Origin of the sequence: Lysobacter enzymogenes (genome assembly GCF_023617245.1) — a bacterium.
In the GTDB taxonomy this organism is placed as follows: Bacteria; Pseudomonadota; Gammaproteobacteria; order Xanthomonadales; family Xanthomonadaceae; genus Lysobacter; species Lysobacter yananisis.
Genome location: NZ_CP067396.1, coordinates 472,623 through 485,369 on the forward strand (window position 1 = coordinate 472,623; position 12,747 = coordinate 485,369).

The 12,747-nt window shown below is 70.3% G+C and carries 12 protein-coding genes; 6 read left to right on the forward strand and 6 right to left on the reverse strand.

The annotated features are described in order from the left end of the window. Window positions 1-302 precede the first annotated feature (302 nt). Complete coding sequence (locus JHW41_RS01930) at window positions 303-518, forward strand: transcriptional regulator (RefSeq protein ID WP_036110112.1); 216 nt, start codon at window positions 303-305, stop codon at window positions 516-518. A 186-nt stretch (window positions 519-704) separates the two neighbouring features. Here the strand turns inward: JHW41_RS01930 and JHW41_RS01935 are convergent, their stop codons facing one another. Beyond that, the gene (locus JHW41_RS01935) at window positions 705-1,559 is read right to left on the reverse strand and encodes a LysR family transcriptional regulator (protein WP_250448833.1); all 855 of its coding nucleotides are present in this window, start codon (window positions 1,557-1,559) and stop codon (window positions 705-707) included. 128 nt (window positions 1,560-1,687) lie between these two features. On the opposite strand from JHW41_RS01935, the gene JHW41_RS01940 reads away from it, so the two are divergent. Continuing rightward, on the forward strand, window positions 1,688-2,098 hold the full coding sequence (locus JHW41_RS01940; protein WP_057949407.1) for a tautomerase family protein: 411 nt from the start codon (window positions 1,688-1,690) through the stop codon (window positions 2,096-2,098). Window positions 2,099-2,204: 106 nt separating this feature from the next. On the opposite strand, the gene JHW41_RS01945 is transcribed toward JHW41_RS01940, so the two are convergent. After that, complete coding sequence (locus JHW41_RS01945) at window positions 2,205-3,107, reverse strand: LysR substrate-binding domain-containing protein (RefSeq protein WP_250448834.1); 903 nt, start codon at window positions 3,105-3,107, stop codon at window positions 2,205-2,207. Window positions 3,108-3,241: 134 nt separating this feature from the next. Here JHW41_RS01945 and JHW41_RS01950 point away from each other — a divergent pair, with 134 nt between their 5' ends. Continuing rightward, complete coding sequence (locus tag JHW41_RS01950; RefSeq protein ID WP_078996384.1) at window positions 3,242-3,934, forward strand: FMN-dependent NADH-azoreductase; 693 nt, start codon at window positions 3,242-3,244, stop codon at window positions 3,932-3,934. Window positions 3,935-4,319: 385 nt separating this feature from the next. Continuing rightward, a complete protein-coding gene (locus tag JHW41_RS01955; protein WP_057949404.1) occupies window positions 4,320-5,195 on the forward strand; it encodes an EcsC family protein in 876 nt (291 codons plus the stop codon). Between the two features lie 98 nt (window positions 5,196-5,293). Here the strand turns inward: JHW41_RS01955 and JHW41_RS26200 are convergent, their stop codons facing one another. From JHW41_RS26200 to JHW41_RS01965, 3 genes are read right to left on the reverse strand one after another with little or no spacing between them, the layout of a single operon-like run. Then, complete coding sequence (locus JHW41_RS26200; protein ID WP_428995612.1) at window positions 5,294-5,449, reverse strand: DUF6053 domain-containing protein; 156 nt, start codon at window positions 5,447-5,449, stop codon at window positions 5,294-5,296. After that, a complete protein-coding gene (locus tag JHW41_RS01960) occupies window positions 5,380-6,675 on the reverse strand; it encodes a sensor histidine kinase (RefSeq protein ID WP_057949403.1) in 1,296 nt (431 codons plus the stop codon). Before JHW41_RS01960 ends, JHW41_RS26200 begins: the two co-directional genes overlap by 70 nt. Next, window positions 6,662-7,363 (reverse strand): response regulator transcription factor, encoded by a 702-nt coding sequence (locus JHW41_RS01965; RefSeq protein ID WP_250448835.1) that lies wholly within the window; start codon window positions 7,361-7,363, stop codon window positions 6,662-6,664. The genes JHW41_RS01960 and JHW41_RS01965 overlap by 14 nt, the downstream gene beginning before the upstream one ends. A gap of 412 nt (window positions 7,364-7,775) precedes the next feature. On the opposite strand from JHW41_RS01965, the gene JHW41_RS01970 reads away from it, so the two are divergent. After that, window positions 7,776-8,519: a phosphatase PAP2 family protein gene (locus tag JHW41_RS01970; RefSeq protein ID WP_250448836.1), complete on the forward strand. Its 744-nt coding sequence runs from the start codon at window positions 7,776-7,778 to the stop codon at window positions 8,517-8,519. Continuing rightward, window positions 8,516-10,183 (forward strand): phosphoethanolamine transferase, encoded by a 1,668-nt coding sequence (locus JHW41_RS01975; protein ID WP_250448837.1) that lies wholly within the window; start codon window positions 8,516-8,518, stop codon window positions 10,181-10,183. Before JHW41_RS01970 ends, JHW41_RS01975 begins: the two co-directional genes overlap by 4 nt. Before the next feature lie 1,091 nt (window positions 10,184-11,274). Here JHW41_RS01975 and JHW41_RS01980 read toward each other — a convergent pair. Next, window positions 11,275-12,540: a patatin-like phospholipase family protein gene (locus tag JHW41_RS01980; protein ID WP_250448838.1), complete on the reverse strand. Its 1,266-nt coding sequence runs from the start codon at window positions 12,538-12,540 to the stop codon at window positions 11,275-11,277. Window positions 12,541-12,747 lie beyond the last annotated feature (207 nt).

Below are 12,747 nucleotides of genomic sequence, written 5' to 3' on the forward strand. Positions count from 1 at the left end.
ACCCTCCGCATGCCTTTCGATTGCAGCGGCACAGCTAGGAGCGCAGCCGGTTCCCGTTCGCTCCGTACGCAGGCGGCCGACGCCGCGCGAACTCGCGGCCCACAGCCGCAGCCGCGGACGGCCCTGACGCCGTCCGCCCATCGCGCCGGTCCGCCGGCGCGGCTTCAACGCACCGCCACGGCTGCGCCGGCTCGCGCCGGCCGGTCCGGCGGCGCGATTGCGCCTTCGCCGTTTCGGGCGTCGGCGATTTGCAGTCACTGATGTCAGCGTGAATCCTCCCAGCCACAACGTAAGGTGATTTCATGAAAGAGACCCGGCGTCGTATGACCCTCAATCTGGCCGGCAGCGAGATGCAGTTCCTCGAAGAGCTGTGCGTCCGCAAGGGCGTCAGCAAGACCGCGGCGATCCGTCAGGCCCTGCGCCTGTATCAGGTGGTCGAGGACCGAGCCGACAAGGGCAAGAAGATGTTCTTCGTCGACAACAGCACCAAGGAACGCTCGGAGCTGATGCTGCTCTGACCCCACCGCGGAACCGCCGACTCGCCGCACGCCCGGGCTGCGGCGGGCGATTCTCCGGCCCGAAGCCATGCGCCGCCGCTCGCGGTCGCTTGGCCGCCGTCATAAATGCTGGATCCGCCGGGACGGGCGGCTTTCCAGCCGCAGGCTTCATCGGTGGGGTTCCAGCGCGCGCCTGGAACGCGCGCTTCAGGCGAAGAACGCGCGCACGATCGCCGCCGCTTCGTGCAGGTCCGCGGGCGCATCGGCCGGCGGCGCGAGCAAGGCGAACGCGCAGTCCGGCAAGGCGGGTAGTCGCGGCGATCGCGCGATCGCCAGGCCCGGCCCGATCGCCGAGGCATTGAGACAACCCACGCCCAGTCCCGCGCGCAGCGCCGCCTGCAGCCCGGCCACGCCGCTGGCTTGGTGGGCGATGCGATGGGCGCTGCGATGCGCGCGCAGGCGCTGCACGGCCAGGCCATGCAGGCGGCAGTCCGGCGGCAGCAGCACCAGCGGCAATTCGCTTTCCTCGCGCAGGTCCAGGCCCGGCGCGGCCACCCAATGCAGGGCTTCGCGCCGCAGCGGCAGCGTCGCGGCGCGTTCGCGCGTGGCGCCGGTGCGCATGATCACCGCCAGATCGTGGCGGCCTTCGGCGTGGCCCTGGGCCAGCGCCGCGCTGAGTCCGACCTCGACCTGCAGCCGCAGCTGCGGGCAGCGCCGGCTCAGTTGCGCGAGCAGGCCGGCGATCTCGTCGCTGCGGAAGTAATCGCTGATCGCCAGCCGCGCCTGGGTGCGGCGCACTTCGTTTCGCACGTCGTGCAAGGCCAGTTCGCCCAGGGCCAGCAACTGGCGGGCGTGGCCGATCAGGCGCTGTCCGGCCGGAGTCAGGCCGACGCCCTGGCGCGAGCGCAGCAACAGGGTCGCGCCTGCGGCGGATTCGAGCTTCTGCAATTGTTCGCTGACCGCCGACTGCGAGCGGAACACGCGGCCGGCGCCGGCGGAGATGCTGCCGGCTTCGGCGACGGCGACGAAGGCGCGGAGCTGGTCGAGGTCGAGGCTGCGCATGGCGGCGTTACCGGGATAGCCGATGGATGAGCGCCGATCTTCCCGCTATTCCGATGGATGCGGCAAGCCTAGCCTGTACCTGCATCCCGGGGCCGAGTCATGCCGGCCCGCCGCAGAGAACCGCCGCCATGCCGCACCTGAACCTGCAGATTTCCGGCCCCGCCGATCCGGCGCTGGCGCGCCGCGCCAGCGCCCTGGTCGCCGACCTCACCGTCGAAACGTTGGGCAAGCCGCGCGAGCTGATCGCCATCGAGGTGCGTTTCGTCGATCGCGCGCTGTGGTTCGTCGACGGCCGCAGCCTGGAGGAGCTCGGGCGAAACTCGTTCTTTCTCGACATCAGCATCACCGACGAGACCAATACCAAGGACGAGAAGGCGCGCTTCATCGAACGCGCCTATGCGCAGTTGTCGGCGCTGATCGGCGAGGTCCACGAGGTGTCGTACATCCATGTCGTCGATGCGCGCGCCGCCGCCTACGGCTACGGCGGCGCGACTCAGGAACGGCGCTACCAGGCCGCGCGCATCGCCGCGCCGCGCTGAGTCCGCGGCGGCGGCCGGCCGTTGTGAAACTGTTGCCGTCGACAGGTCGCCATGAGCAGGCCGTCCCCGGCGTGCCGGCGGAAACGGCCCACCCGCGCGGCCGCGCTCAGCCCGCATCGGCCTGCGCGCGCAGCCACGCGCGCAGTGCCGCGAGGTCGGCGCGCTCCGCGCCCGGCGCCTGCACGAGCCAATGCGGGTAGCCGTCCAGCACCGGCCCGAACGGTTGCACCAGCGCGCCGGCGGCGAGGTCGTCGGCGACCAGGGCCAGGCTCAGCAGGGCCACGCCGTGGCCGGCGATGGCGGCCTGGATCGCATGGCTCTCGTCGGTGAAGCGCAGGCCGGCGTCGAAGTCGAGATCGCCGAAGTCGAGACCGTCGGCGCTCGCGCGTTCGCGCCAGCGCTGCCAGGTCGGCGTGTCGGCGGTGGGGTGGCGCCATTCCGAATGCAACAGCGCGTGCCGCTGCAGATCCTGCGGCACGCGCAGGCCCAGATGCGGACTGCACACCGGCGCGAAGCGGTTGTGGACCAGCGGTTCCGCGCTGAGCCCGGGCCAGGGGCCGCGACCGTAGCGGATCGCCGCGTCGGCGAGGCCGGCGTGCAGATCGACCGGGTCGTCGGATGCGTGCAGGCGCAGGTCGAGGTCCGGACACGCCTGACGGAACGACGCCATGCGCGGCACCAGCCACTTGGCGGTGAACGACAGCGTCGCCGACAGGGTCAGCGCGCGGCGCTGCGGCTGCGCGCGCAATGCATCGACCGCGGCGGCGAAGGCGTCGAAGCCGTCGCGCAGCACCGGGAACAGGCGCTCGGCGGCGGCGGTGGGGACGACGCGGCGGGTCTGGCGTTCGAACAGGCGCACGCCGATGTGTTCCTCCAGGCCGCGGATCTGGTGGCTGATCGCGGTCGGGGTGACCGACAGCTCCTGCGCGGCGCGCTTGAAGCTGCGCAGCCGCGCGGCGGCTTCGAACGCGCGCAGGGCGCTCAGCGGGGGCAGGCGGCGGCCGGGCATGGCTGAGATTGAATCATCTGTCGGTTGAGAAATCGGAGTTTGTCGCCCGGCGAAGCCGCTTTCAATATGGCCTTCATTCCGGCGCCGCGCTGCAGTGGCGCAACCGGACTCACCCATAGCCTGCGAGCCCCGCCATGACCCGACTGCTCCACATCGACTCCAGCGCCCGCCCCGGCGGGTCCGACACCCAAGCCCACGGCTCGCACAGCCGGCGTCTGAGCGCGCGCTTCGTGCGCCGTTGGCGCGAACTGCGCCCCGGCGACGACGTGATCGTTCGCGACGTCGGCCTGCACCCGCCCGCCCCGGTCACCGGCGGTTGGATCCATGCCGCCTTCACCCCGCCCGCGCAGCGCGAGCCGTGGATGCGCGAGGCGCTGGCCGAGAGCGACGCGCTGGTCGAGGAATTGCTGGCCGCCGACCTCGTCGTCGTCGGCGTGCCGATGTACAACTTCGGCATGCCGGCCCAGCTCAAGGCCTGGATCGACAACGTCGTGCGGGTCGGCCGCACCTTCGGCTTCGACCGCGCGCGCGAAGGCGAGCCGTACTGGCCGATGCTCGCCGACCAGGGACGGCAGCTGGTGCTGTTGAGTTCGCGCGGCGACTACGGCTACGGCCGCGGCGAGCGGCTGGAGGCGATCAACCACGTCGAGCCCGGCGTGCTGACCCCGCTGCGCTATATCGGCATCGACGACGCGCATTCGGTCGCGGTGGAATACGACGAATTCGGCGACGAACGCCTGCGTGCGTCGATCGAGCGCGCCGAACGCGATATCGACGCCTTGGTGCAGCGCCTGACGGCCGAGCGCGTGTTGCGCGAAGCGGCGTAAAGCTGCGAAGTCTGCGTGTAGCGATGCCGCGAGCCGCGAGCGCGCTATCGCGCTTGCGACGCGAGCTTGACGCCCCGCGGTCGCGACTTGCGTCGCTCCTACAGTCGGAAACGAAACTGTGGCCGCTCCCTGTAGGAGCGGCGCGAGCCGCGACCGGGCTACTGCGCTTGCGACGCGAGCTTGAAGTCGCACGGCCGCGACCCGCGCAGCCTCCGGCGGTCGGAAACGCAGCCACGGCCGCCCCCGGCCGGCGGAAACGGCGGGGAACGGCTGAACGGCGATTGCGGTGGCGGGCTTGTGGTGGCCGCCGCCGGCCCCTACCTTCGCAAGGCCGCGGGCGCGTTTCGCGGCGAGCCGCCATTCCGGCGCGACCAGGCGAGAGGCGATGACCCAGGACTCCGATCCGTTGCAGCACCCGGCCGATGCGGCCGATCTCAAGCGCGCGGTGGCGTTGTTGGAGACGCCGTCGATCACCGCGCGCATGGCCGCGCTGGCCGGCGCGCCGATCGAGTTCGGCATGTCCAAGCTGCCCAAGTTCGCGCACGAGCGCATCCACAAGATCGTGCATGCGGCCTTGCACCGGGCCGCGTCGGCGGCGCTGAGCACGGTCGGCGACGCGCCGAGCAAGGGCGCGTCGACCAAGACCCACAAGCTCGCCGCGGCGGTGTCCGGCGCGGCCGGCGGGTTTTTCGGCATGGCCGGGCTGGCGGTGGAGCTGCCGGTGACCACGGTGATCATGATGCGCTCGGTCGCCGACATCGCGCGCAGCGAGGGCTTTTCGGTGTCCGAGCCGTGGGTGCGCGCGGCCTGCGTGGAGGTGTTCGCGTTCGGCGGCAACAGCAAGAGCGACGATGCGGCCGAGTCGGGTTACTACGCCTCGCGCGGGATGCTGTCGGAGCTGACCAAGGGCGCCACCCGCGAGCTGGTGCACCTGGCCGGCCATCGCGGCGCGCACGAGCTGACCCAGGCGTACGCCAAGAAACAGACGGCGGCGTGGATGGCCAAGCTGATCGATACGGTGGCCACGCGCTTCGGCATCGTGATCACCGAGAAGACCGCGGCGCAGATCGTGCCGGTGCTCGGCGCGGCGACCGCGGCGACGATGAATGTGTTGTTCACCAACCACTACCAGGACATGGCGCGCGGGCATTTCATCGTCAAGCGGCTGGAGCTGAGGTACGGCGCGCAGGCGGTGGAGCGGGCTTATCGGCGGGTGCAGGCGGGCGAGGCGCTGGCGCTGCCGGAGCGGGTCGAGGGGTAGGGCGCGGGCTGGCTGAAACAACTGCGTCGGGCCTGAAGGCCCTCCCACGACAGCCTTGTGGCCTTCCACCGCGCAGCGGTTTGCATAGCGGGACGGCTTTACGCACGGCAGCGTTGCGCTTCGGCGGATGGCGCTGTCGTGGGAGGGCCTTCAGGCCCGACGCTTTCGTTCCCGATCGCGACGGCTACCCGGTCGCCTTCAGCGCCAGGGTCGTGCGCGTTCCGCGTTCGGCCTTGTCGAAGCGCAGGGTCCAGCCCAGGTGTTCGCACAGGCGCGAGATCAGGTCCAGGCCGATGCCGCCGCCTTCGCGGCCGCCGCGGGCGACGCGGGCGTAGATCGCGCTGATCTCTTCCGGCGTCATGCCGTGGCCCGGGTCGTCGATGGTCACGGTGGCGTCGGGGTGCAGGCGGATCGCGATCTCGCCGCGGTCGCTGTTTTCGATCGCATTGCGCAGCAGATTGCCGATTGCGGCCTGCACGATCGGCAGCGGCGCCAGGATCTCGCACGGCGGCAGCGGCGCCACCGCCAGGGTCAGGTCCTTGTCGCGGGTGAGGTGGCGGTGGTCCTCGACGATCTCCGGCAGCAGATGGTCCAGGGCGACGCGGTCGCTGCTGGCGCTCAGCCGCTTGGGGTCCTTGGCCAGCACCAGCAGCAGCGAGATCAGTTGTTCGACATCGCGCGAGGCGCGGCGGATGCGGTTGATCTGGTGGCGCGCGCCGGCCGGCAGTTCGTTCTGTTCCAGCGCGATCTCGGCCGCGCCGGCGATCACCGAGATCGGCGTGCGCAACTCGTGGCTGGCGCTGTCGATGAAGGCGCGCTCGCGTTCGACGAAACGGTCGTTGCGCTGCAGGTAGTCGTTGACCGCGTCGGCGATCACCACCAGCTCCGAGCTGGCCGATTCGGGCACGTCCACGCGCTGGCCCGAGCGGTCCGGGCGCAGGCCGCCGATGCGCTGGGCCATGTTGGTCAGCGGCCGCACCAGCCGGCGCACGCCCCAGCCGATCACCACGCCGAGCAGCAGCAGGGTGGTGACGGCGGAGCCGGCGATGGTCAACGCGAGGTCGAACTCGCGGTGCTCCATGTCGTCGATGTCCAGCGCCAGGGTCAGGCGGCGGCCGTCGATGTCGCGCACCAGGGTCACGTACTCGACGCCGGCGACGACGACTTCGTCGTGCACGCCCGGCGCCAGCGCCGCCAGTTCGCGCGGCGGCGGCCGGGTGGCGCTGTCGTACAGCGACAGCGCCTGGGTGTCGCTCCAGCGATAGTCCGGGTCGCTGCGGCTGCGCTCGACGAAGTAGTCCATCTCGGTGTTCATCAGCGAAGTCCACACCAGATGTTCGGCGTGTTCGTTGACGAAGAAGCCCTGCACCACCACCGCGATGGAGAGCAGCGCGGTGTAGCCGAACAGGCCGAGCAGGATGCGCTGGCGCAGGCTCGAGCGCGGACGGGCCGGCGCCGCGGGACGGTCAGGCGTCGCCATCGGCCTCGGCGTCCGCCGGCACGGCGAGGCGGTAGCCGACTCGCGGCAGGGTCTGGATCAGCTTGATCGGATACGGCCCGTCGACCGCGCGGCGCAGCTCGTAGATATGCGAGCGCAGCATGTCGCCATCGGGCGGGCTGTCGCCCCACAGCGCGTGCTCCAGGCGCTCGCGGGTGACCGCGCCGGGGCTGGACTGCAACAGCACTTCCAGCAGCTTGCGGCAGGCCGGGTACAGGTGCAGCGAGCGGCCGCCGCGGCTGACCTCCAGCGTGGTCAGGTCGAGCTTGAGGTCGGCGACCTGCAGCAGCTTGCTGCGGCCGCGGCCGGCGGCGCGCGCGGCCAGCGCTTCCAGCCGCACTTCCAGTTCGGGCAGGGCGAAGGGCTTGGTCAGGTAGTCGTCGGCGCCGGCGCGGAAGCCGGCGATCTTGTCGGGCAGTTCGTCGCGCGCGGTCAGCATCAGCACCGGCACGTCGGAGCCGGCTTCCTCGCGCAGGCTGCGCAGCACTTCGCGGCCGTCCAGGCGCGGCAGCATCCAGTCGAGCACGATCGCGTCGTAGCGCTGGGTCACCGCCAGGTGCAGGCCGGTCGGGCCATCCGGCGCGGCGTCGAGGGTGTAGCCGCGCGCTTCGAAGTAATCGAAGAGATTGGCGACCAGATTGCGATTGTCTTCGACTACCAACAGGCGCATGCGCCGGGTCTCCTGCCGCGGGGGCGGCGTGACGAGTGTGCCCCATTGCCGGGGCGTCGAGTGATGGGGCGCGCGGACGTCCCCGGTCCCGGCGCGGGCGGGCAGTGTGGATACGGTGGCGTCGGAACGCAGTCGGAACAAGCGCCGCGCCGGCGCAACGCCGGCCGAATCTGAACGCAATGCCGGCCGTTTGCTCGGCTTCGCGGCTTTTTTGCCTGTTTAACGCGCCGCCAACCCGGTTCCGACCGCTCTCCGACAGCGCGGTTTCGATCATCCCCGCAGCCCGAAGCGCCCTCGCACGGGTCTTCCACGCCCGTCTCCGAGCCCGCTGCCGTCGATGATCCGTTCCGCTTCCAGGCCGCTGCCGTCGGCCCTTCCGCGCCCCGCCGTCCTGCCCGGCATCTCCGCCGGCATGTCGCCGCGTCGGTTCCTGCTGCTGCATGCGTTGTGGCCCCTGCTGACGCTGGCGGCGCTGTCGGCGTCGACCATGGGCCTGGGCGGCGACTTCTGGCTGGCCGACCGCTTCTACGCGCTGGAAGGCGGGCGCTGGGCGCTGCAGAACGCCTACCTGACCGAGCAGGTGATCCATCGCTTCGGCCGCGACGCCAGCACCGCGGCGTGGCTGGGCGCGTTCGCGTTCTGGCTGTACGCGCGCTCGCGCCCGGCGCTGGCGCCGTGGCGGCGGCCGCTGGCCTATCTGTTGCTGGCGACGTTGCTGGCGGTGGCGCTGGCGTCGGGCCTGAAGTCGCTGACCAACATAGACTGCCCCTGGGACCTGACCCGCTACGGCGGCGAGGTTCCCTTCTTCGGCCTGTTCGACCGGCGGCCGCCGGGGCTGGATCGCGGCGTGTGCTTCCCCGCCGGCCACGCCAGCGGCGGCTACGCCTGGATCGCGCTGTACTTCTTCTTCCTGCAGGTGCGCCCGCGCCTGCGCTGGGCGGGCCTGGCGAGCGGGCTGGCAGTGGGGCTGCTGTTCGGCTTCTCGCAGCAGCTGCGCGGCGCGCATTTTCTTTCGCACGACGTGTGGACGCTGGCGATCTGCTGGTTCGTGGCATTGGCGCTGTATTTGGCGATGGCGCGGCGCGAGGCGCCGCTGGCGGCGGACAAGCGCGGGGCACCGGCCGAGCGCGTATCGCTGGAAGGAGCGGGCCGATGAACGCCATCGCCCGTCCGCAGCTGCGCTGGCCGGCGTGGCTGGCGTATCGCCCCGAGCTCAGCGTCGAGGCGATCGTCCTGATCGCGAGCGTGTTCTTCGCCGCCTTCGCCAACAACGCGTTCTGGCGCGCGGCCTCGGCCGCCGGCGCGTTCGCCAACGGCGGCGGCGCGTGGGTCGCGGCCTGCGTGTTCGTGGCCATCGTCGCGATCACTTCGCTGTTGCTGGGCGTGCTGTTGAACCGTTGGACGGTGAAGCCGCTGCTGACGGTGTTGCTGCTGGTCACCGCCGGCGCGGCGCACTTCATGAGCCAGTACGGGGTCTACCTGGACACCGGGATGATCCGCAACGTGCTGCAGTCCGACGGCAAGGAGTCGGCGGAGCTGTTCACCGGCGGGCTGGTGCTGCCGCTGCTGCTGTACGGCCTGCTGCCGGCGCTGTTGCTGTGGCGGGTGCGGTTGAAGCCGCGGCCGCTGGCCCGCGCGGTGCTGGTGCGGCTGGGGCTGTTGCTCGCGTCGCTGGCGCTGGCCGGGCTGGCGCTGATGGGCTCGTTCCAGGACATCTCGGCGCTGATGCGCAACCACAAGGAAATGCGCCACCTGGTGACGCCGGCCAATTACCTGGTGTCGCTGACGCGGGTGGCGCTGGACGATTCGGCCTCGCGCGTGCGCGGCCGCACCCCGATCGGCACCGACGCGCGCGTGGCCGCCGGCCGCGCCGCCGGCGCCAAGCCGCGCCTGCTGGTGCTGGTGGTGGGCGAAACGGTGCGCGCGCAGAACTGGGGGCTCAACGGCTACGAGCGCCAGACCACGCCGGAACTGGCGCGGATCGGGCCGATCAACTTCCCCGACACGACGGCCTGCGGCAGCAGCACCGAGGTCTCGGTGCCGTGCATGTTCTCGCCGTACGGCCGCGCCAATTACGACAAGGGCCGCATCCAGGGTTCGGAATCGCTGCTCAACGTGCTCGAGTACGCCGGCATCCAGACCCTGTGGCGCGACAACCAGACCGGCTGCAAGAACGTGTGCAAGGGACTGGCGTTCGAGACCTTCGAGCACGACACCGACCCGGCATACTGCGACAGCGAGCGCTGCTTCGACGAAGTGATGCTGCGCGGCCTGCGCGAGCGCATCGGCGCCAAGCCGGGCGACGCGGTGGTAGTGCTGCACCAGCTCGGCAACCACGGACCGGCCTATTTCCGCCGTTATCCCGACCGCCTGCGGCGCTGGACGCCGACCTGCGACACCAACGAACTGGGCAAGTGCGACCGGCAGCAGATCGTCAACGCCTACGACAACGCGGTGCTGGCGACCGACGAGTTCCTGGCCCGTACCATCCGCTACCTGGCCCAGGACACGTCGCGCGATACCGCGATGATCTACCTGTCCGATCACGGCGAATCGCTGGGCGAGAACGGGCTGTACCTGCACGGCGTGCCGTACGCGATCGCGCCCAAGACCCAGACCAAGGTGCCGATGACGATGTGGTTCTCGCCGGGCTTCGCCGCCTCGCGCGGGCTGGACCTGCAATGCCTGCGCGCGGAGTCGGCCAAGCCGGCGAGCCAGGACAACCTGTTCCACTCGGTGCTGGGGTTGATGCAGGTGGAGACCAGCGTGTACGAGAAGCGGATGGATTTGTTCGCGCCGTGCGTGCGCAAGGCGGTTTGAGGGTTTCGATGGTGGGTGTGCGGTTTAGGCGGATGATTTCGGTTGCGTTGAGGGCGGCCTCGTAGTTGTGTTGTTGCGGTCGCGGCTTGCGCCGCTCCTACAGTCGGATACGAACCAGCCGAAGCCCCTGTAGGAGCGGCGCAAGCCGCGACCGCGGCAACGTAACTGCGTCGCCCCTTCGCCGTGATTCCGGCGAACGTCGGAATCTAACCGAAGCGATGCAGCTCCGCCGGCGTTCCTTAAAGCAACGAACCTCCCAAGCCGTCATTCCGGCGGAAGCCGGAATCCAACCGAAGCGACGTAGCTCCGCCGATGATCCTTGAAGCAACGAACCTCCCAAGCCGTCATTCCGGCGGAAGCCGGAATCCAACCGAAGCGACGTGGCTCCGCCGATGATCCTTGAGGCAACGAATCTCCCAAGCCGTCATTCCGGCGGAAGCCGGAATCCAACCGAAGCGACGTAGCTCCGCCGATGATCCTTGAAGCAACGAACCTCCCAAGCCGTCATTCCGGCGGAAGCCGGAATCCAACCGAAGCGACGTAGCTCCGCCGATGATCCTTGAAGCAACGAACCTCCCAAGCCGTCATTCCGGCGGAAGCCGGAATCCAACCGAAGCGACGTAGCTGAGCCGATGATCCTTGAGGCAACGAACCTCCCAAACCGTCATTCCGGCGGAAGCCGGAATCCATTTTGACTCTGTTGTTGCTCTCACTTTTGTCGTCGCTACGAGTGATGACAAGCGACCATCAAGAGCTTCCGTCCGCAAGCGGCCGGGTCACTTTCTTTGTCTGAAGCCACAAAGAAAGTAACCAAAGAAAAGGCCTTATCTTTTTGGGATCAAGAGCCACTATGGCTCGAAAGGGGCGCGGGGCCGCGCCATAAGGGGCATCCATGCCCCATGGCGCGCGTGCGCATCCATGCGCACGCCCTCCGGGGCTGCGGGACGACTGCATCGCGCTCGGGGGCGAGCACGAGCAACGGCAACAGCAAAATGGATTCCGGCTTTCGCCGGAATGACGGTGTGGGGCGTTTTTTGCTTCTGTGAGCGGCGACAGCGCAACGCAACGTCGTCGCCCACCTCCGCCGGCGCTCAGCTCGCGCCCCACCAGCGCCGATGCAGCACCCGCGCGTGGCTGCGCCGCAGCCAGCGCCGCACCCGGCTTTCGTCGGCGCGATCGGGATAAGGCCAGACCGCCGGCGACGTCTCCGACACCCAGCCGTTTTGCCGCCATAGCGCATCGTGCGCGGCGAAGTAGCCGTGGTTGACCAGCACCTCGAATTCGACGTCGAGGAAGCGGTCCAGGTCGGTGCGCAGGCGCCCGAGCACTTCTCGCACCAGCGCCGGGCTGTAGCCGTCGGCGCCTTCGTCGCGATAGCCGGTCAGGCTCCAGTACACGCCGCTGAACGATCCGCTTTCGGCTTGGCCGAAGAACAACCGCTTGCGCAGCGCTTCGGCCTGGTTGCCGATGACCTGGGTGTAGCGCATCAGCCGCGACAGCCACCAGCGCTTGCTCTCGAACACGAACGGGCCGCCGGCGTCGGACACCAGCACTTCGCGATAACGGCGCAGGCTGGGTTCGGTGGCGAGGTTGTCGTAGACGCCGCCGTCGCTGAGTTCGATCCGCGCGCGCAGCGCGTCGCCGTCGTCGCCGCGGTAGTCGCCGCGCTGGTAGTCGCCCGGCGCGGCTTCGAAGCGCACCGGGCCGAACACCGGCGGGAAGCACGACGAGGCGGCGACCGCGCAGCTCAGCCGCACCCGCCGCGCGCCGTCGCGCAGGTAGCCGGCGAGGTAGTCGCCGACGCGGCGGCGCGAGAACTCCCAGTTCACGCCGAAGCTCAGGTCGGTCGCGCAGAACACGAACGAGGGACACTCGGGCAGTTCGTCCAGATGGCGTTCGCCGAAGGCGCGGATGTAGCCGCGTTCGAGCAGGCCGATGCGCCACGACGGCTTGAGCCAGTTGAACGGCAGCGTCGCCAGCACCGGCAGGGTGCGGATGTCGCGCGCGGCGACCGCTCGGAACGGTTCGACCACCTCGGCGCGGAAGTCGATGCGGTCGCTCCAGGCGGCGAAGCTCTCGTCGCGGTCGCGGCGGGTGTCGAGGTAGCGGCAGGCCAGCCAGGCCGAGACGATGCTGCCGCCGGAGACCGAACTGACCAGGCTCAGGCCGGCGAGCAGGCCGGCTTCGTGCAGGCGCAGCAAACCGCCGAGGTGGAACAGCGCGGCGCGGTAGCCGCCGCCGGACAGGCACAGGGCGCGGCCTTCGCGCTGGTTGACGCCGCTGCGCGCGGCCAGTTCGGCGCGGCGCGCCTCGCGGCGCACGCGCAGGCGCTCGAGTTCGACATCGGTGCTTTGCATGGGGGACGCCTCGGTGGCGGGCGGCGCGCGCGGGCGCCGCGGGGCGGTCCGCCATTGTGCGCGCGGCTCGTCTCCGAGGCTGTGACTGGGCGAGGGCTGTGACTGGGCGCGTCGCGGTCGCGCCATGGCGCGGCGCTGCGCGCTTGCGCACCGCGCCCCGGCCCTTGCCAGTGGGGGCAGGGGCCGGGGCGCCCGCGCTATCCCCTA

Excerpts from the sequence above, each read along its gene's own strand:
- JHW41_RS01930 (WP_036110112.1), top strand. The coding sequence starts at position 303 with ATGAAAGAGACCCGGCGTCGTATGACCCTCAATCTGGCCGGCAGCGAG.
- JHW41_RS01935 (WP_250448833.1), bottom strand. The coding sequence starts at position 1,559 with ATGCGCAGCCTCGACCTCGACCAGCTCCGCGCCTTCGTCGCCGTCGCC.
- JHW41_RS01940 (WP_057949407.1), top strand. The coding sequence starts at position 1,688 with ATGCCGCACCTGAACCTGCAGATTTCCGGCCCCGCCGATCCGGCGCTG.
- JHW41_RS01945 (WP_250448834.1), bottom strand. The coding sequence starts at position 3,107 with ATGCCCGGCCGCCGCCTGCCCCCGCTGAGCGCCCTGCGCGCGTTCGAA.
- JHW41_RS01950 (WP_078996384.1), top strand. The coding sequence starts at position 3,242 with ATGACCCGACTGCTCCACATCGACTCCAGCGCCCGCCCCGGCGGGTCC.
- JHW41_RS01955 (WP_057949404.1), top strand. The coding sequence starts at position 4,320 with ATGACCCAGGACTCCGATCCGTTGCAGCACCCGGCCGATGCGGCCGAT.
- JHW41_RS01960 (WP_057949403.1), bottom strand. The coding sequence starts at position 6,675 with ATGGCGACGCCTGACCGTCCCGCGGCGCCGGCCCGTCCGCGCTCGAGC.
- JHW41_RS01965 (WP_250448835.1), bottom strand. The coding sequence starts at position 7,363 with ATGCGCCTGTTGGTAGTCGAAGACAATCGCAATCTGGTCGCCAATCTC.
- JHW41_RS01970 (WP_250448836.1), top strand. The coding sequence starts at position 7,776 with ATGTCGCCGCGTCGGTTCCTGCTGCTGCATGCGTTGTGGCCCCTGCTG.
- JHW41_RS01975 (WP_250448837.1), top strand. The coding sequence starts at position 8,516 with ATGAACGCCATCGCCCGTCCGCAGCTGCGCTGGCCGGCGTGGCTGGCG.
- JHW41_RS01980 (WP_250448838.1), bottom strand. The coding sequence starts at position 12,540 with ATGCAAAGCACCGATGTCGAACTCGAGCGCCTGCGCGTGCGCCGCGAG.